Source organism: Stenotrophomonas sp. YJH_SMC_80, from assembly GCF_059372495.1.
The window spans coordinates 233356-253347 of the sequence record NZ_JCAFVP010000002.1 but is presented as its reverse complement, the minus strand read 5'-3'; the positions used below and the strand labels follow the sequence as shown (position 1 = coordinate 253347).

20 protein-coding genes are annotated in these 19992 nt (G+C 67.3%); 12 read left to right on the top strand and 8 right to left on the bottom strand.

Going from position 1 to position 19992, the window contains the following annotated elements; translation table 11 throughout:
• Positions 1-31: 31 nt before the first annotated feature.
• From kynU to asnS, 7 genes are all read right to left on the bottom strand, one after another.
• On the bottom strand, positions 32-1306 hold the full coding sequence (gene kynU, locus AC5P99_RS04200; RefSeq protein WP_012480764.1) for a kynureninase: 1275 nt from the start codon (positions 1304-1306) through the stop codon (positions 32-34).
• Between the two features lie 162 nt (positions 1307-1468).
• Positions 1469-1990 (bottom strand): 3-hydroxyanthranilate 3,4-dioxygenase, encoded by a 522-nt coding sequence (locus AC5P99_RS04195; protein ID WP_005413911.1) that lies wholly within the window; start codon positions 1988-1990, stop codon positions 1469-1471.
• A 20-nt stretch (positions 1991-2010) separates the two neighbouring features.
• On the bottom strand, positions 2011-2673 hold the full coding sequence (gene can, locus AC5P99_RS04190; protein WP_005413910.1) for a carbonate dehydratase: 663 nt from the start codon (positions 2671-2673) through the stop codon (positions 2011-2013).
• A 74-nt stretch (positions 2674-2747) separates the two neighbouring features.
• Complete coding sequence (locus tag AC5P99_RS04185) at positions 2748-3386, bottom strand: FMN-binding negative transcriptional regulator (RefSeq protein WP_049448997.1); 639 nt, start codon at positions 3384-3386, stop codon at positions 2748-2750.
• A 7-nt stretch (positions 3387-3393) separates the two neighbouring features.
• Positions 3394-3708, bottom strand: a complete 315-nt coding sequence (locus AC5P99_RS04180) for a hypothetical protein (RefSeq protein ID WP_006453002.1) — start codon at positions 3706-3708, stop codon at positions 3394-3396.
• A gap of 7 nt (positions 3709-3715) precedes the next feature.
• The gene (locus AC5P99_RS04175) at positions 3716-4015 is read right to left on the bottom strand and encodes a hypothetical protein (RefSeq protein ID WP_005410232.1); all 300 of its coding nucleotides are present in this window, start codon (positions 4013-4015) and stop codon (positions 3716-3718) included.
• Between the two features lie 30 nt (positions 4016-4045).
• Positions 4046-5440 (bottom strand): asparagine--tRNA ligase, encoded by a 1395-nt coding sequence (gene asnS, locus AC5P99_RS04170; protein WP_005410231.1) that lies wholly within the window; start codon positions 5438-5440, stop codon positions 4046-4048.
• Positions 5441-5568: 128 nt separating this feature from the next.
• Here asnS and AC5P99_RS04165 point away from each other — a divergent pair, with 128 nt between their 5' ends.
• From AC5P99_RS04165 to zipA, 7 genes are all read left to right on the top strand, one after another.
• Positions 5569-5907, top strand: a complete 339-nt coding sequence (locus tag AC5P99_RS04165) for a HesB/IscA family protein (protein ID WP_005410230.1) — start codon at positions 5569-5571, stop codon at positions 5905-5907.
• Positions 5908-5973: 66 nt separating this feature from the next.
• Positions 5974-6516: a CbrC family protein gene (locus tag AC5P99_RS04160; protein WP_049448999.1), complete on the top strand. Its 543-nt coding sequence runs from the start codon at positions 5974-5976 to the stop codon at positions 6514-6516.
• A gap of 230 nt (positions 6517-6746) precedes the next feature.
• On the top strand, positions 6747-7184 hold the full coding sequence (gene rpsF / locus AC5P99_RS04155; RefSeq protein ID WP_005410228.1) for a 30S ribosomal protein S6: 438 nt from the start codon (positions 6747-6749) through the stop codon (positions 7182-7184).
• Between the two features lie 11 nt (positions 7185-7195).
• Positions 7196-7426: a 30S ribosomal protein S18 gene (rpsR, locus tag AC5P99_RS04150; RefSeq protein WP_002804494.1), complete on the top strand. Its 231-nt coding sequence runs from the start codon at positions 7196-7198 to the stop codon at positions 7424-7426.
• Between the two features lie 104 nt (positions 7427-7530).
• Positions 7531-7980 (top strand): 50S ribosomal protein L9, encoded by a 450-nt coding sequence (rplI, locus tag AC5P99_RS04145; protein ID WP_005410227.1) that lies wholly within the window; start codon positions 7531-7533, stop codon positions 7978-7980.
• Between the two features lie 258 nt (positions 7981-8238).
• A complete protein-coding gene (gene smc, locus AC5P99_RS04140; RefSeq protein ID WP_088436568.1) occupies positions 8239-11742 on the top strand; it encodes a chromosome segregation protein SMC in 3504 nt (1167 codons plus the stop codon).
• Between the two features lie 46 nt (positions 11743-11788).
• Positions 11789-12529 carry a cell division protein ZipA gene (gene zipA / locus AC5P99_RS04135; RefSeq protein WP_005410225.1) on the top strand — a complete coding sequence of 247 codons (741 nt, stop codon included), beginning with the start codon at positions 11789-11791 and terminating at the stop codon, positions 12527-12529.
• Positions 12530-12624: 95 nt separating this feature from the next.
• On the opposite strand, the gene AC5P99_RS04130 is transcribed toward zipA, so the two are convergent.
• The gene (locus tag AC5P99_RS04130; protein WP_099605151.1) at positions 12625-13749 is read right to left on the bottom strand and encodes a pyridoxal phosphate-dependent aminotransferase; all 1125 of its coding nucleotides are present in this window, start codon (positions 13747-13749) and stop codon (positions 12625-12627) included.
• A gap of 248 nt (positions 13750-13997) precedes the next feature.
• Between AC5P99_RS04130 and ligA the strand changes: the two genes are divergently transcribed.
• The 5 genes from ligA (at position 13998) to mtnA (ending at position 19936) form a co-directional block, all read left to right on the top strand.
• Entirely contained in the window at positions 13998-16469 is a 2472-nt protein-coding gene (gene ligA, locus AC5P99_RS04125; protein ID WP_176414797.1) for an NAD-dependent DNA ligase LigA, read from the top strand.
• Positions 16470-16518: 49 nt separating this feature from the next.
• Positions 16519-17004, top strand: a complete 486-nt coding sequence (locus AC5P99_RS04120; protein WP_010480482.1) for a GNAT family N-acetyltransferase — start codon at positions 16519-16521, stop codon at positions 17002-17004.
• The gene (gene epmA, locus AC5P99_RS04115) at positions 17001-17957 is read left to right on the top strand and encodes an EF-P lysine aminoacylase EpmA (protein WP_088436571.1); all 957 of its coding nucleotides are present in this window, start codon (positions 17001-17003) and stop codon (positions 17955-17957) included. Before AC5P99_RS04120 ends, epmA begins: the two co-directional genes overlap by 4 nt.
• A gap of 139 nt (positions 17958-18096) precedes the next feature.
• Positions 18097-18825, top strand: coding sequence for a DUF3011 domain-containing protein (locus tag AC5P99_RS04110; protein WP_005413902.1), 729 nt, complete (start codon positions 18097-18099; stop codon positions 18823-18825).
• Positions 18826-18871: 46 nt separating this feature from the next.
• Entirely contained in the window at positions 18872-19936 is a 1065-nt protein-coding gene (gene mtnA / locus AC5P99_RS04105) for an S-methyl-5-thioribose-1-phosphate isomerase (protein WP_049449007.1), read from the top strand.
• Positions 19937-19992 lie beyond the last annotated feature (56 nt).

Here is a 19992-nt window from a genome sequence, read left to right as displayed (position 1 = left end):
CGAACTGTCCAGCAGTAGGGGAAGGACCGGCTCAGAGGCCGGCCCAGGCTTCCACTTCCTCGACGAAGTGGTGCACGTCCAGATAGCGGTTGTAGAGCGGGGTGGGCGAGATGCGGATCACGTCCGGCTCGCGCCAGTCGCCGAGCACGCCGATGCCGCGCAGGTGCTCGAACAGCGCACGGCCGCGCTCGCGCCCACCGATCACGCGCAATGACAGCTGGCAGCCGCGGCGCTGCGGCTCGGCCGGGGTGATGATGTCGAGCACGCCGGACAGGCGTGCACGTACAAGCGCTTCGAGCATGCCGGTCAACGCCAGCGACTTGCTGCGCAGTGCCTCCATGCCGGCGCGCTCGAACAGGTCCAGCGACGCGCGCAGCGGCGCCAGGCCGAGGATCGGCGGATTGCTGAGCTGCCAGCCTTCGGCACCGATGGCGGGGGTGAACTGCGGTGCCATCTGGAAGCGGGTGGCTTCCTCATGGCCCCACCAGCCGGCAAAGCGCGGCAGCGTGGTGTCGCGGTGATGGCGCTCGTGCACGAACGCGCCGGCCACCGCACCCGGGCCGCTGTTGAGGTATTTGTAGTGGCACCACACGGCGAAATCGGGTGCGACGTCATGCAGGCGCAGCGGCAGGTTGCCGACCGAGTGCGCCAGGTCGAAGCCGATGCGCGCGCCCTGCAGGCGGGCAGCACGGGTGATTGCATCGAGGTCGAAGGCCTGGCCGGTGCGGTACTGCACGCCGGGCCACAGCACCAGTGCAAGGCGCGGACCGTGTTCGGCGATGGCGCGCTCGATCGCGGTGAGCGAGATCGTTCCGTTGGCTTCGTCCGGTTGCACTTCCACCAGGCACTCGGCGGGGTCGAACCCGTGGAAACGGATCTGCGCTTCGACCGCGTGTCGGTCGGTCGGGAACGCACCGGCTTCCATCAGGATCACCGGGCGCTGCGCGGTCGGTCGGTAGAAGCTGACCATCATCAGGTGCAGGTTCACGCTCAGCGTGTTCATCGCCACCACTTCGCTGGGCAGTGCACCGACCACGCGGGCCAGCTGCGCGCTCACTAGGCGGTGGTAGGACAGCCACTGCGTCGGGCCGGTGAAGTGGCCTTCCACCGCCAGCTCGCCCCATTGCTTCATCACTTCCTGCACCGCGGCCTGGGCGCCACGCGGCTGCAGGCCCAGCGAGTTGCCGACGAAGTAGGTCTGCTCGCCACCGCCATGGCGCGGAATCAGGAATTCGTTACGCAGCGGGCGCAGCGGATCGGCGGCGTCCAGGGCAATGGCGTGGGTGCGGCTGAGCAGGTCGGACATGGTCGGGCAACAGGCTGCAACGGGACCGCCAGTGTAGCGCCTGGGGCATGGCCCGGTAGACGCGGCCACGCTTCGAGCGCCGCGTTTTCTGGTAGTGGCCCACCTTGGTTGGCGCGCGTGGATCCATGCGCCCACCAAAGTGGGCGCCTACCGGTGTGGGCGTCAGCCCGCCGCCGGCACCGGCAGCGGATCCACGTGCCCGCACTGGCTGCAGGTACGCAGCTCCAGGCTGGCGTGATAGCGCGCGAACACCTTGGGCAGGTCGGTCTCGATGTTCTGCAGCGGGAAGAACTCTTCGTGCAGCTTGTGGTTGCAGCGTTCGCAATGCCAGATCACGCCGTCCTTCTCGTGCGGCAGGCGCTTGCGCTCGACCACCAGGCCGATGCCGCCGGGCGGGCGCCGCGGCGAGTGCGGCACCCTGGCCGGCAACAGGAAGATCTCGCCGGCGCGGATCGGAATGTCGCGCACCGCGCCGTCCTCCTGCACCTTCAGCACCATCTCGCCCTCGAGCTGGTAGAACCACTCCGGGCCTTCGTCGTAGTGATAGTCGGTGCGCGAATTCGGCCCGCCCACGACCATCACGATGAAGTCGCCGTTGTCGATCATCTTGTTGCCCACCGGCGGCTTCAGCAGGTGGCGGTTTTCTTCGATCCAGGCGTGCAGGTTGATCGGCGAGGCGAGCATGGTCGTGGTCCGTAGTGAGGTCAGTCGCGCCGGCCCTGGCGGGGCACGTAGGACAGTGCCTTTTCATAGGCTGGCTTCAGCTCTTCCGGTCCACCGACATCGATGCCCATTTCGCTGACCCGGCCGTTCTTCAGGCTGTAGACCCAGCCGTGCACCATCAGCTTCTGCCCGCGCGCCCAGGCGTCCTCGACGATGGTCGAACGGCACAGGTTGGCGACCTGCTCGATCACGTTCAGTTCGCACAGGCGGGCATGCTTCAGCTCGTCATCCTCGATCGCATCGAGGATGCCCTGGTGCTTCTGCACCACGTCGCCGACATGCCGCAGCCAGTTGTCGGCCAGGCCGACGCGGGTATTGTGCAGGCAGGCGTGCACGCCGCCGCAGCCGTAGTGGCCGACGATCAGGATGTGCTTCACCTTCAACTGGTCCACCGCGTACTGCACCACGCTCAGGCAGTTCAGGTCGGTGTGCGCGACCACGTTGGCGACGTTGCGGTGCACGAACACTTCACCCGGGGCCATGCCGATGATCTGGTTGGCCGGCACCCGCGAGTCGGAGCAGCCGATCCACAGGTATTCCGGATGCTGCTGCTTGGACAGCTGCTGGAAGAACTCAGGGTCTTCCTTGGCGATGCGGTCGGCCCAGTCGCGGTTGTTCTGCAGCAGGCGGTGGATGTCTTTCATGTGCGGTATCCCTGGCGTCGGGTGGGGGCAAGGCGCGGCCGTTCTGGTCGCGCCGTCGCGGGAAGCTGGGGTGATCAGCCGCTGGAGGCGGACTGTTCACGGTGCCAGCGCATCCACTGCGCCAGCTCATGGGAGGACGGGGAGGCGAGCGCTTCCAGTGCGGCGATCACGGCCTGCTGGTTGGCGTCGGGATGGTTCTGGCTGAGTTTCAGCTTCAGCTGCACGTGTTCCACCTGGAAGCGGAAGCCGACGATGGCGCGCAGCTCCGGGCCGTGTTCGGCGCGCGCGGCATCGAACCGCCAGGCCTGGCCGACGCTGGCTTCGAAGCGGTCGCTGATCGCGCCGACCAGTTCGGCCAGCGCATCAGCGTCGTCGAAGGTCTGCAGCTGGCCACGCAGCTCGGCAGCGGCGTAGTTCCAGGTGGGTACCCGCGCGGCGGGCTCCTTGTCCGGATACCAGCTGGCCGAGACGTAGCCGTGTGGGCCATCGACCAGTACCTTGGCCGCGCCGCTGTGGCGCGACTGCGGGTTGGCGCGGGCCCAGTGGCCGCGCAGTTCGATCTGGTCGCCGTCACGCCGGTACAGCACCGGCATCCGGGTCAGCTCCGGCAGGCCATCGCTGCCGGGGGTGAGCACGGTGACGAACGGGTCGCGCGCCAGCAGGCGGTCCAGCCAGAGCAGGTCGGTCTCGGCGAAGGCGCGCGGGGTGAACATGCAGGGGTCAGGCGCGCCCGCCCAGCGACTGGATCATGCGGCCACGCAGACCCTCGTCGCTGTCGGCCTGCGGCGGCTGCACTTCGTGCAGGCTGAAGCCGCGCACCAGTGCGTCCTCCTCGTCCAGGCCGTCGTACTCGACGAACTCGGCGTCGAACAACTGCGAACGGGCGGTGTCTTCGCTGTCGTAGCTCAGCGTGTTGCCATCGCTGTCGAGCACTTCGGCGGTGCCGGCCGGGCGAACGCGCAGGCGCGCCCAGATCAGGGTGTTGCCGAGGCTGGCCAGCCACCAGCTGTCGCGCGAGGCGGTGATGTCGTTCATGAGCGTATTACCAGAGCGAGGCCAGCCAGAGCAGGGCGGCCATGCCCAGTCCGGCCAGCAGGGTCAGCAGCGATACCCAGGCCGGTGTCGCCAGCCCGGACAGCGAGCGGTCCGGTTGCTGCCGATAGTCGCGGCGCAGCAGCCAGGCCAGGGCATCGGGCTTGAGGAAGGCGCCGCTGCCGAAGCGCGCGGCGAGCGCCGGATGGCGGTCGCGCACGTGCACCAGGGTCAGCGGCCAGAAGATCACGAAGGCACTGAACCCGGCCACTGCAACGCCGACGAAACAGAGGGCGAAGAACAGGGTCATGGGGGCAGTACCTCCGTGGTCGTATGGGGCTTAGAAGTCCGCGCTGCCCGGGGCGCGCGGGTAGGGGATCGCATCGCGGATGTTGGACAGCCCGCAGACGTACACCACCAGGCGCTCGAAGCCCAGGCCGAAGCCGGCGTGCGGCACCGAGCCATAGCGGCGGAAATCGCGGTACCAGCTGTAGTGTTCGCGATCCAGGCCGAACTGGGCCATGCGCGCGTCCAGCACGTCCAGGCGCTCTTCGCGCTGGCTGCCGCCGATGATCTCGCCGATGCCCGGGGCCAGCACGTCCATCGCGGCAACGGTCTTGCCGTCGTCGTTCAGGCGCATGTAGAAGGCCTTGATGTGCTCCGGATAGTTGGTCACCACCACCGGGCGGCCGACGTGTTCCTCGGTCAGCCAGCGCTCGTGCTCGGTCTGCAGGTCCAGGCCCCATTCGACCGGGAAGTCGAACTTCCTGCCGGACTTCTGCAGCAGGCTGACCGCGTCGGTGTAGTCGATGCGCTCGAACGGTGCGTTGATGAAGTCTTCCAGCTTGGTGATCGCGTTCTTGTCCACGCGCTCGGCGATGAAGGCCAGGTCGTCGCTGCGCTCGTTCAGCACCGCACGGAACAGATACTTCAGGAACTCTTCGGCCAGGCGTGCGTCTTCGGCCAGGTCGGCGAAGGCGATTTCCGGCTCGATCATCCAGAACTCCGCCAGGTGGCGGGTGGTGTGGCTGTTCTCGGCGCGGAAGGTCGGGCCGAAGGTGTAGACCTTGCTCAGCGCCAGGCAGTAGGCCTCGACGTTCAGTTGGCCGGACACGGTCAGGAAGGTTTCCTTGCCGAAGAAGTCGCGGCTGAAATCGATCGCGCCCTTCTCATCGCGCGGCAGGTTCACCATGTCCAGGGTGGACACGCGGAACATCTGGCCGGCGCCTTCGGCGTCGGAGGTGGTGATGATCGGGGTGCTGATCCAGTTGAAGCCGTTCTCGTGGAAGAAACGGTGCACGGCCTGGGCCAGGCAGTTGCGGATGCGGGTGACCGCGCCGAACAGGTTGGTGCGCGGGCGCAGGTGCGCCACTTCGCGCAGGAACTCCGGCGACATCGGCTTGGGCTGGATCGGGTAGGTGAGCGGGTCTTCGACCCAGCCGACCACTTCCACTGCACTGGCCTGGATCTCGAACGACTGGCCCTTGCCCTGCGACTTCACCAGGGTGCCGGTGGCGATGACCGAGCAGCCGCTGGTCAGGCGCTTGATCTCGTCGAAGTTGGCCAGGCTGTCGCCGGCCACGACCTGGATCGGGGCGAAGCAGGAGCCGTCGCTCACATTCACGAAGGCCAGATTCGCTGAACCGCGCACCGTGCGCACCCATCCGCGTACCGTGACTTCGCCGCCTTCCGGGATCTTCCCGGCAAGCGCATGTTCAACGCTGACCACCGTCATGACTTGAATCCTCTGCTGATCGACTCGATCTGTGAACACGGGAGTTTACCGGTTGCAGCGTTCTGCTTGCGAGGCATTTTTCGCGGCAACGGCTCCTTATAATGTCCCCGTACCTCTGGAGTAGCCCCATGGCCGTCAGCCTGACCCCCATTGCCTTCGAGCGCGTGCAGCGCTTTGTCGCCCAGACCCCCGGTGCGCTGGGCCTGCGTTTCGGCGTGACCAAGACCGGTTGCTCCGGCTGGGGCCACATCACCGACCTGGCACGCGACGAGCGCGAGGGCGATACCGTGTTCGAGCAGGATGGCGTGAAGATCTATGTCGACGCCAAGAGCCTGGCGCTGGTGGACGGTACCGTGATCGACTTCGGCAAGCACGGCCTGAGCGAGACCTTCACGTTCAGCAACCCCAATGCCACCGCCGAGTGTGGCTGCGGCGAGAGCTTCACCACCGACGCCGACAAGGCCTGACGGCCCGGCGCGTCCCGGTAGCTGCCGACCTTGGTCGGCACGCGGGGCTCGGCAGGGACCCCACGGATGGAACGACCGGCTTTTACCTATCACCCCAACGCCTACGCCCTCTCCTTCGAAGAGGTCGACGGAATCTGTGACTGCTGCGGCCAGCCGCGCACACTGCGCTACCGCGGGCCGTTCTACACCCGTCTGCGTCCGGATTACCTTTGCCCCTGGTGTATCGCCGACGGCAGGGCGGCGGCCAGCTACGAGGGTGAATTCACCGGCTGGAGTGATATCGAAGGGGTCTCGCCAGACCCGGCCGACCCGCCGCCGAGCATCGCTCGTGAGCTGCTGCTGGAGATCTGCGAGCGCACGCCGGGCTACCCGTCCTGGCAGCAATCGGTCTGGCTGAGCCATTGTGAACGGCCCTGCGCCTTCCTCGGTTTCGCCGGCAGCGACGATCTGCTGCCCATCCTCGACCAGGTCCGGCCCGATGTGGCGGCAGTCAATCCACGCGACACCGACTGGGTCTTGGCGCACCTGAGCCGGGACGGGATGATGGTCGGCTGCCTGTTCCAGTGCCTGGAATGCGGCCAGCATCGCCTTCACGTCGACCTGGGGTGAATCCAGGCGGATTCTTGGGCTGTGCGGGGCTCCGGTAGCGGCCAGCCTGGGTCGGCATGGGGGCTGCGCCCCCGGTTCAGGTTGCCTTGTGACCCGCCGGTTGCCCGGCACCCCCATCTGCGCCATAATGCGCGGCTTCCTGCCTCCCGGCGGGAATCCTTGCCCCACCGCGGTATCAACGGCGGGGGGCTGTCCGGCCGCAAGGCCACATCCGAAAGGTAGAAAAAAACATGAGTCGTCATTACGAAATCGTGTTCATGGTCCACCCGGACCAGAGCGAGCAGGTCCCGGCCATGATCGAGCGCTACAAGTCGCTGGTCGAGAACGGCAACGGCACCATCCACCGTCTGGAAGACTGGGGCCGCCGCCAGCTGGCGTACCCGATCCAGAACCTGGTGAAGGCCCACTACGTGCTGATGAACATCGAAGCCGACCAGGCCGTTCTGAACGAACTGACCGAGAGCTTCCGCTTCAACGACGCCGTGCTGCGCAACCTGGTCATCAAGCGTGACGAGGCTGACACCGAGCAGTCGCTGATCATGAAGAGCAAGGACGAGAAGGGTGACAAGCCGGAGCGCGGTGAGCGCCGTCGTCGTGACGACGAAGAAGGCGAGTCCAACAACACCGCTGACAACGAAGCCGGCGACGACGCCGCTTCCGCCGCCTAAGGAGCCTTCCCATGTCCAAGTTCTTCCGTCGCCGCAAGTTCTGCAAGTTCACTGCTGAAGGTGTGAAGGAGATCGACTACAAGGATCTCAACACCCTGCGCCAGTACCTGACCGAGAACGGCAAGATCGTGCCGAGCCGCGTCACCGGTACCAAGTCGAAGTACCAGCGCCAGCTGGCGACCGCCGTCAAGCGCGCTCGCTTCCTGGCCCTGATCCCGTACACCGACAACCACGACGTCTGATGCCGGCGGGGCGGCCCGGCGCCGCCCCCGCTGTGCCAGCTATTCGGACAGCCTTTGTTGCGGGGCATCGCCTCGCTAACGAATAACTTATCTGGAGCAATACCATGCAGCTGATCCTCCTGCAGAAAGTCACCAACCTCGGCAACCTGGGCGACCTGGTCGACGTGAAGCCGGGCTACGGCCGTAACTTCCTCGTGCCGCAGGGCAAGGCCGTGCCGGCCACCGAGAGCAACAAGGCCGAGTTCGAAGCCAAGCGCGCCGAATACGAAGCCAAGGCCCAGGCCATCCACGCCGACGCTGAAGGCCGCAAGGCCAAGCTGGAAGGCGCGAGCGTGACCATCGCCGCCAACGCTTCGACCGAAGGCAAGCTGTACGGCTCGGTTGGCCCGCGCGACATCGCCGAGGCCTTCACCGCCGCCGGCCTGCCGCTGGAAAAGAGCGAAGTCATCCTGGGCGAAGGCGCCTTCCGCAACATCGGCGAATACGACGTGCTGGTCCACCTGCACGCCGACGTCGAGACCACCGTCAAGGTCGTCGTCGTCGCCGAAGCCTGATCCCACGCCGCAAGGCCTGGCATCACCGCAGAACGGGCGCCCGCAAGGGTGCCCGTTTTGTTTTTGGCGCCGTTCCGCGGTGTCGGGCCAGGTCCGTCCGACGGGGTGGGGGTGGGCAATGTTCCACGCCCATTCGTAGAACACGTCCACATCGGTATACTCAGGGCGTCACACCCGTTCCACGAGCATCGATCCCAACAGGATCAATGGCTTGGAGGGTAAACGCAGGCCGCTTGCCGGCCCCAGTCCGGAACCCCTATGCGTCTTTCCACGATCAAGCTGTCCGGCTTCAAGTCGTTCGTCGATCCGACCACCCTGCACCTGCCGACCAACATGACCGGCGTGGTGGGGCCCAATGGCTGCGGCAAGTCGAACATCATCGACGCCGTGCGCTGGGTCATGGGCGAGAGTTCGGCCAGCCGCCTGCGTGGCGACTCGCTGACCGACGTGATCTTCTCCGGGTCCAATGCCCGCAAGCCGGTGTCGCAGGCCACGGTCGAGCTGATCTTCGACAACTCCGACCACACGATTTCCGGTGAGTACGCCTCGTTCAACGAGATCTCGGTCAAGCGCACGGTCAGCCGCGACGGCACCAGCAACTATTACCTCAACGGCACCAAGTGCCGTCGCCGCGACATCACCGATCTGTTCCTCGGCACCGGTCTGGGCCCGCGCAGCTACTCGATCATCGAGCAGGGCATGATCAGCCAGATCATCGAGGCGCGCCCGGAAGACCTGCGCGTGTACCTGGAAGAGGCAGCCGGCATCTCCAAGTACAAGGAGCGCCGCAAGGAGACCGAGACCCGCATCCGCCACACCCGTGAGAACCTGGACCGGCTGGGTGACCTGCGCGACGAGATCAGCAAGCAGCTCGAACACCTCAAGCGCCAGGCCAAGCAGGCCGAGCAGTACCAGGCCCTGCAGGAAGAGCGCCGGATCAAGGATGCCGAGTGGAAGGCGCTGGAATTCCGTGGCCTCGATGGGCGCCTGTCGAAGCTGCGCGAAGGCCTCTCGCAGGAAGAGACCAAGCTGCAGCAGCTGATCGCCGATCAGCGCGACGCAGAGGCCCGCATCGAAACCTCGCGAGTGCGTCGCGAAGAGGCCGCCGATGCGCTCAACACCGCGCAGGCGGCGGTCTATCAGGTCGGCAGCACGCTGGCCCGCCTGGAGCAGCAGATCCAGCACCAGCGCGAGCTGTCGCAGCGCCTGCACAAGGCGCGCGACGAAACCCAGCAGGCCCTGGCCGAACTGGGGCAGCACATCAGTGGCGACGAGGCCAAGCTGAGGGTGCTGCGGGAGTCGGTAGAGGCCGCCACCCCGCAGCTGGAAGAACTGCAGGAAGAAAACGAGATAAAGCAGGAAAGCCTGCGCGAGGCTGAAGACCGGCTGGCCAGCTGGCAGCAGCGTTGGGAACAGCACACCTCGCAGAGTTCGGAAGCCTCGCGCGCCGGCGACGTCGAGCGCACGCGCGTGGACTACCTGGACAAGCAGATCCTCGATGCCGACCGGCGTCGTGAAGCCCTGGCCGCCGAGCGCGCCGGGCTGGACGTGGATGCGCTGGAAGAAGCCTTCGAGCAGCTGCACCTGCAGCACGACACGCAGAAGACCGCGCTGGATGAACTGAGCGAAGACGTCGAGCTGCGCAAGCAGGGCGTGGCGGCGGTGCAGGAACAGCAGCGCAATGGCCAGAACGAACTGGCCGAACTGCGCAAGCAGGCCAATGGCCTGCGCGGTCGCCTGGCTTCGCTGGAAACCCTGCAGCAGGCCGCGCTGGGCCAGGAGCAGGGTGCTGCCGTGGCCTGGCTGAAGGCGCGTGGGCTGGACTCGGCGGCGCGTGTCGGCGAACGCCTGGATGTCGATGCCGGTTGGGAAAACGCGGTGGAAAGCGCGCTCGGCCAGTTGATCGAAGGCGTGCTGGTCGATGACCCGGCCAGCTTGGTCGACGCGCTGGGCGAACTGGGCGAGGGCCACATTGCGCTGGTCGCCAACGATGGCGCGGACCTGAAGGTCGCGCCGACCTCGCTGGCTGCACGCGTGCGTGGCCCGGCAGCGATCCGGCGCCTGCTGGCGCACCTGCACGGTGCCAGGGATCTGTCCGAGGCCAAGGTGCTGCAGGCCAGCCTTCCGGAAGGCGATTCGATCATCACCCAGAGTGGCGAGCGCCTGGGCCAGGGCTGGCTGCGCGTATCGCGCTCCGGTGCCGCCGCGCAGGGCGCGCTGCTGCGCGAACGTGAGATCCAGGAACTGCGTGAGCAGATCGAGCAGCTGCAGGACCGCGAGGCCGAACTGGAAGAACAGCTGGCCGGCTTCCGAGAGCAGCTGCAGGCTGCCGAACAGCAGCGCGAAGACGCGCAGCGTGCGCTGTACCAGGCCCATCGCGCGGTGTCCGAACTGGCCGGCCAGCTGCAGGGCCAGCAGGGCAAGGTGGAGGCAGCGCGCACGCGCATCGATCGCATCGAAGGCGAGCTGAAGCAGCTGCAGGAAACCATTGAAGCCAACAACGAACAAGCGCGTGAAGCGCGCTCGCGGTTGGAGAACGCGGTCAGCAGCATGGGCGACCTGGAATCGACCCGGCAACGGCTGGAGGGCGAGCGCCGCCAGTTGACCGAGGCGCGCGACCTGGCTCGCGACGCCGCCCGTGCGGTACGCGAGCGCGCGCACTCGCTGGCCCTGACCCTGGAATCGCAGCGTGCGCAGCTGGCCTCGTTGAGCCAGGCGCTGGAGCGCATGGGCACCCAGCGCGGGCAGCTGGATTCGCGCCTGGGCGAGCTGCATTCGCAGCTGGACGAAGGGGATTCGCCGGTCGAAGCGCTGCAGGCCGAGCACCAGAATGCGCTGGAAGAGCGCGTGCGCGCTGATCGCGTGCTGACCGAGGCGCGAACGATGCTGGACGGCATCGACGCCGAGCTGCGCAACTACGAGCAGACCCGCCACCAGCGCGACGAACAGGCATTGGCCCAGCGTGAGCGTATTTCGCAGCGCAAGCTTGACCAGCAGGCGCTGGTGCTCAGCGCGGATACCCTGCAGGCGGCGGTGGAAAAGGCTGGTTTCGTGCTGCAGGACGTGCTCAATGCACTGCCCGAGGACGCCCGCCTGGGCGACTGGGAGCAGGCCGTGCACCAGATCGATGGCCGCATGCGCCGGCTGGAGCCGGTCAACCTGGCCGCCATCCACGAGTATGGCGAGGCCTCGCAGCGCTCGGACTACCTGGATTCGCAGCACGCCGACCTGACCACAGCGCTGGAAACCCTGGAAGATGCCATCCGCAAGATCGACCGCGAGACCCGCGGCCGCTTCAAGGACACTTTCGACCGTGTCAACGCCGGCGTGCAGGCGCTGTACCCGCGCCTGTTCGGTGGCGGCCACGCCTACCTGGAATTGACCGGTGAAGACCTGCTCGACACCGGCGTGACCATCATGGCGCGCCCACCGGGCAAGCGCGTGTCCAGCATCTCGCTGCTGTCCGGCGGCGAAAAGGCGATGACCGCAGTAGCGCTGGTGTTCGCCATCTTCCAGTTGAATCCGGCACCGTTCTGCCTGCTGGACGAGGTGGACGCACCGCTGGATGAAGCCAACGTCGGTCGCCTGGCCAACATGGTCAAGGAAATGAGCGAGAAGGTGCAGTTCCTGTTCGTCAGCCACAACAAGGCGACGATGGAGGCTGCGCACCAGCTGTCGGGCGTGACCATGCGCGAACCGGGTGTCAGCCGCCTGGTCAGCGTGGACCTGGAAGAAGCCGCACGATTGGCGGGCGCGGCCTGACGTGCCATCCTAATTACCTGAATGAACTAGCCGGAGAACCTATCGAATGTCCGACACGGCACTGTTGCGCATCGGCATCCTGGCCGCCGGCCTGCTGTTGATCGCTGCGATCTTCCTGTTTGGCCGTCCGAAGAAGAAGCCCCAGGGGCGTCGCGTGGAAAGCGCGGAACCGACCGGCGGCGAGCGTCGCGAGCCGGTGCTGGGCGATGATGGCGTCACTGTGGCCGATGGCCGCGTAGAGCCGGGCATGGGCTCGGAAGGCGAGCAGGCCGAGCTTGGCCTGGCCGACACCGACGCCGGCGCGGCCAGCGACCTTGGCAAGCGCGCCACCCAGGACTTCGACAAGATCGTGTCGCTGTTCGTGGCCGCTCGCGCCGGCGAACAGCTGCGTGGCGAAGACATCGTGGTGGCGGCGGAGAAGACCGGCCTGGTGTTCGGCCACATGAACGTGTTCCACCGACTGGTGGAAGGCCACCCCGAGCGCGGCCCGATCTTCTCGATGGCCAGCATCATGAAGCCGGGCAGCTTCGACATGGCCAACATCCGCGCCATGGAGACCCCGGCCATCGCCTTCTTCCTGACCCTGCCGGCGCCGCTGACCGCGCTGGATGCCTGGGAGAAGATGCTGCCCACCGTGCAGCGCATGGCCGAGCTGCTCGACGGCGTGGTGCTGGACGACAGCCGCAACGCTCTCGGCCGGCAGCGCATCGCGCACATCCGTGACGAACTGCGTGCCTATGATCGCCAGCACCAGGCGCCGCCGCTGACCAAGACCCCGCGCTGGTGAGCGCCATGGTGTGCCGACCAACGGTCGGCACCCATAACAGTAGATCCACGCCATGCGTGGATGGGGCGAACCAAGGTTCGCCCCCACCAACAGGGTCAGGCCGGTACGCCGGCGACCTTGGCAAATGCCCTGCGGAACGCGGCCATTTCATCTTCGGTGCCGACGGTCACGCGCACGCGCTGTGGCCAGATCGGCCAGCTGCGGCCGATGATCACGCCGTTGTCTGCCATGGCCTTGGCAAAGGCGGCACCGTCGCGCTGCACATCCACCACGAAGCAGTTCGCTTCCGACGGCACGCAGCTGAAACCACGCTTGCCCAGCCACCCGACGGTGGCCTGCCGCACCTTGGCATTCTGCAGGCGCCGCTGCGCGATCAACTGAGGATCCTGCAGGCTGGCCAGTGCCGCGGCCAGTGCTGGCACGGGTAGCGGGTTGTCGCCCAGGCTGGCCAGTTCGCGCAGGCGGTCGGGATGCGCGGCCGCCACGCCCAGGCGCAGGCCGGCCATGCCATACAGTTTGGAGAACGTGCGCAACACGATCAGGTCATCGCGCTGCGCCACCTGCGCGATCAGGCTCGGCTGCTCGCTGTACTGCAGGTAGGCCTCGTCGACCAGTACGCGGGTGGACGCAGGCTTGTGGGCCAGCAGCCAGGCGAGCTCATCCGGCGGGCTGATCGAGCCGGTCGGGTTGTTCGGGTTGCACACATACAGCAGGCCGGTCGAGCGCGCGTGTGCGGCGGCCACCATCGCGCGCAGGTCATGTGCGCCATCGTTGCGCAGCGGCACCTTCTGCACGTATGCGCCGTGTGCGGCGGCGACCTCGCCCAGCGTCTCGAACGTCGGGTCGGCGACTACCAGTCCCGCCTGCGGGCCGGTCCACAGCACGGCGGCTCGGTTCAGCGGTTCGCTGGAGCCCGGATAAAGCCGCACGTGATCAGCCGGAATGTGGGCCTGTTCGATGAAGGCGTCGCGCACCTGACCGGCCAGTGCGAAACGGTAGCGGCCGCAACCGGCGATGCTGTCGCGTGCCGCCTGCTGGGCTGCGGCCGAGGGGCCGTAGGGGCATTCGTTGAAGTTCAGCAGTACCGCGCCCTCGGCGGGGGCGGGGGCGGCGGCAGTCGCGGGTTGGGCATGGCCGAGTTGCGGCAGCCCGCTGCCGGCGACGGCGAGGCCGGCACCGGCCAGTTGCAGGAAGCGTCGACGGGAAGCGGGCAGGGGCACGGGCAGGATTCCGAAGGGCAGACCGTCGCACGCTAGCGCCGGTGAGGGTGGGCGGCAAGCTGCTTTTTGTGGCGTCGAGCCATGCAGATGTGCCAACCAAGGTTGGCACCTGCCGGAACGAGGGAGAAGGTTGGCACCTGCCGGAGCGGGGAGTGCCCGTCGAGCACGCTCGACGCTGCAAAGGCGGCGGCGTTACAGGGCCTGACGGCTGGGCGCGGTAGAATCCCCGGCCATCCCAGAACCACCGGATCCCGATGAGCCCCAGCCCCGCCGAACGCGCCGAAGACCTTCGCCGGCAGATCGCCCAGGCCAACCGCGCCTACCACGAGCTGGACGCGCCGGAGATCCCCGACGTCGACTACGACCGGATGGTGCGCGAGCTGGAAGCGCTGGAGCGCGAGCACCCGGAACTGGCCCGTGCCGACAGCCCGACCCAGCAGGTCGGTGCGCGCCCCTCTGGCCGCTTCCCGGAAGTGCGCCACGCGGTACCGATGTTGTCGCTGTCCAATGCCTTCAGCGACGAGGAAGTGGCCGATTTCGTGCGTCGCATCGATGAGCGCCTGGGGCGTCGCAGCCTGCGGTTCTCGGCCGAGCCGAAGATGGACGGCCTGGCGATCAGCCTGCGCTACGAGGATGGTCATTTCGTGCTTGGCGCGACCCGTGGCGATGGCAGTACCGGCGAGGACGTGACCGCCAACCTGCGCGAAATCGGTGACATTCCCAAGCGCCTGCACGGCAAGGACTGGCCGGACGTGCTGGAGGTGCGCGGCGAGGTCTACATGGCCCGCGCCGACTTCGAGGCCTACAACGAACGTGCGCGCCTGCAGGGCGGCAAGGTGCTGGCCAATCCGCGCAACGCGGCGGCCGGTTCGCTGCGCCAGCTCGACCCGAAGATCAGTGCGCAGCGCAGGCTGAGTTTCTTCGCCTACGGCACCGGCGAAGTGCAGGGCGGCGAGCTGCCGGACACCCATTCGGGCACCCTGGCCCAGCTCGGCGCCTGGGGCTTCCCGGTCAGTGAGCTGTGCAAAGTGGTGGAGGGCACCGACGGCCTGCTCGGTTACTACCGCACTATCGGTGAACGCCGCGACGGCCTGCCGTTTGATATCGATGGCGTGGTCTACAAGCTGGATGACCGGGCGGGTCAGCAGGCGATGGGCTTCGTCTCCCGTGCGCCGCGCTGGGCCATCGCGCACAAGTTCCCTGCGCAGGAACAGAGCACCACGGTGGAGGCGATCGAGATCCAGATCGGCCGCACCGGTGCTGCCACGCCGGTCGCGCGACTGGCGCCGGTGGCTGTGGCTGGCGTGATCGTGTCCAACGCCACCCTGCACAACGCCGACCAGATCGCGCGCCTCGATGTGCGCGTTGGCGACAGCGTGATCGTGCGCCGCGCTGGCGACGTGATTCCCGAGGTGGTCAGCGTCATTCTCGACCGCCGCCCGCAGGGCACCACGCCGTGGCAGATGCCGACGCGCTGCCCGGTGTGCGGCTCGGAGATCGTGCGTGAGGAGGGGGCGGCGGCGTGGCGTTGTTCGGGCGAACTGTCCTGCCCGGCGCAGCGCAAGGAAGCCATTGCCCATTTCGCTTCGCGCCGTGCCATGGACATCGACGGTCTCGGCGACAAGTACATCGAAACCCTGGTCGACGCGGGCATCGTCAAGAGCGTGGCCGACCTGTACCGGCTCAGCCGCGATACGCTGCTGCACTTGAAGCTGGTGCTGGACGCCGAGGAGCCGTCGGCGCTGGCAGCGGCGCTGAAGCTGCACCTTCCCGCCGAGGGCAGTGGTGCGGTGCTCAATGCGGTGCTCAAGCTGGACGGCAACGATCCGGGCTGGCGCGCGCAGGCGCTGGCGCAGCCGGCCAGCTTCGAATGGAACACGAAGAAGATCGCCACCAAGTGGGCCGACAACCTGATCGCAGCGATCGACGCCAGTCGTGCGGCCACGCTGGAGCGCCTGCTGTTCGCGCTCGGCATCGAGCATGTGGGCGAGAGCACGGCCAAGGCGCTGGCGCAGTGGTTCGGTGACCTGGAGCTGATCCGCCACCTGCCGTGGCCGTTGTTCAAGCGTGTGCCGGACATCGGTGGCGAAGTGGCGCGTTCGCTTGGCCACTTCTTCGAGCAGCAGGGCAACCAGCAGGCCATCGATGACCTGCTGCAGGTCGGCCAGGTGCGCATCGCCGATGTGCATGCGCCCAGTGCCAAGCTGCGCGAAGGGCTGGATCTGGCGCAGTTGCTGGTCGAGTCGGAGATCCCAGGCATCACCCGCCTGCGCGCCGAAAAGCTGGTGGCTGCGCTTCCCGGCGCACAGGCGGTGCTCGATGCCGAGCATGGCCAGTTCGTCAACGCCGGTCTGCCCGATGACACCGCGCGCGGTCTGGCCGAATGGCTGGACGCTGATGGCCACGGTGCGATGCTGTTGGCCGCCGAGAACGCGATGCGGGAGATCCTGGCCAAGGCGCCGGCGCTGGCCGAGATCGTGGCGGGTCCGCTGGATGGGCAGACCGTGGTGCTGACCGGCACCCTGGCCCAGCTCACCCGCGATGCCGCCAAGGAACGCCTGGAAGCGCTGGGTGCCAAGGTCTCCGGCAGTGTGTCGAAGAAGACCAGCTTCGTGGTGGCCGGTACCGAGGCCGGCTCCAAGCTGGACAAGGCACAGTCGCTGGGCGTGCCGGTGTGGGATGAGGACCGCCTGCTGGCCTATCTTGCCGAACACGAATGATGACGCCGCCGGGTGCCCGGCACCCGGCATGAAGCACAAAGGAATACCGATGCAGACTGCCCCACTGGATTTCCGCCTGGCCACCCGTGCCGACGAAGAACTGTTGATCGCGTTGATGCGCGAGTTCTATGCCGAAGACAGGATCGACTTCGACGACGCGCGCGTGCGTCGCGGCGTGGATGCGCTGCTGGCCGACCCACGCAACGGCGAAGTGCTGTTGTGGCTGGACGAGGCGGGCGAGGTGGTCGGTTACGCAGTGATCGCGATGGGCTTCAGCCTGGAGCAGGGCGGCCACTTCATGCTGCTGGACGAGCTGTACCTGAGCCATCGTGCGCGTGGTCGCGGCCGCGGCAAGCAGGCGCTGGCCATCTGCGAACAGCGGGCACGGGGCCGCGGCGTAAGCCGCCTGCGCCTGGAAGTGAACCACCACAACGAGCTGGCCCGTCGCCTCTATCTGGCGAGCGGTTACATCGATGACACCCGCGATCTGCTGACCCTGCCGCTGGACCACCCGCGCCCGGAGGGCATCCTGTGAGCGAGGCCCTGCTGCGCGCGCTGCAGCAGCGCGCCGCGCTCAATGCGCTGGTCCGCCGCTTCTTCGCCGAACGCGATGTGCTGGAAGTGGAAACGCCGATCCTGTCGGTGGCCGGCAACACCGAGCCGAACATCGACAGCTTCCATACCGATTTCACCGGCCATGTCGATGCCGGCGGACGCCGCCGCTGGCTTCGCACCTCGCCGGAGTATCCGCTCAAGCGCCTGTTGGCGGCGGGCGTGGGTGACTGTTACGAACTGGGCCGGGTGTTCCGCAATGGCGAGGCGGGCGGCCGCCACAACCCGGAGTTCACCATGCTGGAGTGGTACCGGGTTGGCTGGGATCATCATCGCCTGGTGCAGGAGACCGCCGAGCTGGTTGCCCAGGCGCTGGCGCTGGTCGGGCGCAGTGCGACGCTGCGCGTGCTGAGCTACCGCGAGCTGTTCCGGCAGTACGTGGGTGTGGACCCGTTCGAGGCCGATGAGGCTGCATTGCGGGCCGCGCTGGGTGATGTGCACATCGATCCGGTCGGTTTGACCCGCGACGACTGGCTGGACCTGTTGATGACCCATCGCATCCAGCCGCAGTTTGATGACACCGTCATGACCGTGGTCCATGACTGGCCGTCCAGCCAGGCGGCGCTTGCGCGCATCCGTGCCGGTACACCACCCCTGGCCGAGCGTTTCGAGTTGTACCTGGGCGCGGTGGAGCTGGCCAACGGCTATCACGAACTGAACGACGCCCACGAGCAGCGCGCGCGCTTCCAGCGTGACCTGCAGCGACGACATGAACGTGGCCAGGTGCAGCCGGCGCTGGACGAGGCGCTGCTGGCCGCGCTGCCATCGATGCCGGCGTGCGCGGGCGTGGCGGTGGGGGTCGATCGCCTCCTGATGGCGATGAACCGCACGACGCGCATTGCCGACGTGCTGGCCTACGACTTTGCCCACGCATGAGCGACGTGCGTTCCTGAACGTCAAAGACTGAACGGAATTCCGCGATTCCGCGCTTGCTTCGGTAAGCAGGATGATGCTTTTATCACGGCAGATGCCGGACACTGGCACGCAGTTCATCCATTCCTGCTGGGGGAAGGCTTTGGTCAAGTGGTTTGCGGTTGTCGCTGCACCGGTTTACTCCATCGCGCTCTGGGGTGCCTGGCTGCCGTCATCGGCATCTGCCCAGCAGGCCGGCTACGACGGTGAAGTGGTGACCTGCGAATCACGCGACATGGGCTGGGTGCATTGCGATATCGATGTCAGCAACGGCGTCGACCTGGTGCGCCAGCTTTCCAACAGTAGCTGCATCCGTGGCAGCGAATGGGGTACCGACCGCAGTGGCGTGTGGGTCACGCTGGGCTGCCGCGCCGAGTTCCGCGCACGCCGCGCTGCGGGTGCCGCGCCGGTAGCCAGCGAGGGCAAGCGCCTGGTCCGTCGCGTGGTGCGTTGTGAATCCAATGGTCGCCCGCAGAGCTGCCCGGTGCGCCTGGATGGCGCGCCAGTACGCCTGCTGCGCCAACTGTCGGCGCTGCCATGCCGCGAAGGGCAGGGCTGGGGCTACAAGCGCAATGAAGTCTGGACCAGCCGCGGTTGCCAGGGGGATTTCGAAGTGGCTGACGAGGACGGCCGATTCGTTGACGTACCACGCCGGCTGACCTGTGAATCGAAGTCGAAGAAGCGCCGTTTCTGCGGCGCCAGCATCTCGGTCGGTGCCGCCGTCTCCGAGCAGCTGTCCAGCACGCCGTGCGAGGAAGGCAGTACCTGGGGCTGGAGCCGCAACGGCATCTGGGTGGACGGTGGCTGCCGCGCCGAGTTCTCGGTGAATTGAGCCGGGCGAGCTCCAACCCCGGGGGGCGTGGCCCTACAATGGGCCCATGAACACTGCCTCCGACATCGACTACGCCCGTTACGACCATATCCGTCCGATCCTGTGGACCGGCGATGCCCTGCAACTGCTGGACCAGCGCAAGCTGCCGTTCGTGGTCGAGCATGTGGTCTGCCATGACAGCGACGACGTGGCTGCGGCCATCCACGCGTTGACCGTGCGCGGTGCGCCGGCCATCGGCATCGCCGCCGCCTGGGGCGTGGTGCTGGCCGCACGTGACGTGCAGGCCGCAGACGGTGCGCACGCGCTGCAGCAGCTGGAACCGGCGCTGCAGCGTCTGAACGCTTCGCGTCCGACCGCCGTCAATCTGGCCTGGGCGCTGGCGCGCATGCGCCGTTGCCTGAATGCCGCCGGTGCTGACTGGAAGGCGAAGCTGGAGGCCGAAGCGCAGGCCATCGCGGAGGAAGACCTGGCCGCCAATCGCCACATGGGCGCGCTGGGCGCAGGCCTGATCGAAGCCGGCAGCGGCGTGCTGACCCACTGCAACACCGGCTCACTGGCCACCGCCGGCTTCGGCACCGCGCTGGGCGTGATCCGCGCCGGCATGGCCCAGCACCGCATTGCCCGCGTGTTCGCTGGCGAGACCCGTCCGTGGCTGCAGGGCGCGCGCCTGACCGTGTGGGAGCTGCAGCAGGATGGCATTGACGCCACGCTGATCGCCGATTCGGCCGCCTCGCACCTGATGAAGACCGGTGCTGTGCAGTGGGTGATCGTCGGTGCCGACCGCATCTGCGCCAACGGCGATACCGCCAACAAGATCGGGACCTACCAGCTGGCCATCGCCGCCCGCCATCACGGCGTGAAGTTCATGGTCGTGGCGCCGTCCTCGACGGTGGACATGGAGACCGTGGACGGCAGCCAGATCGAGATCGAGCAGCGCGATCCGGGCGAGCTGTACGGCGTGGGCGGCACCCGCACGGTGGCAGAGGGCATCGCTGCCTGGAACCCGGTATTCGACGTCACCCCGGGTGAGCTGATCGATGCCATCGTGACCGAGCGCGGCGTGATCCTGAACCCGACCCCGGAGAACATGCGCGCCGCCTTCGGCGGCTGACGCGCGGGGAGGGGCCGCGTGACCTCCGCCCCCCGGTGGTGCCGGCCGCGGGCCGG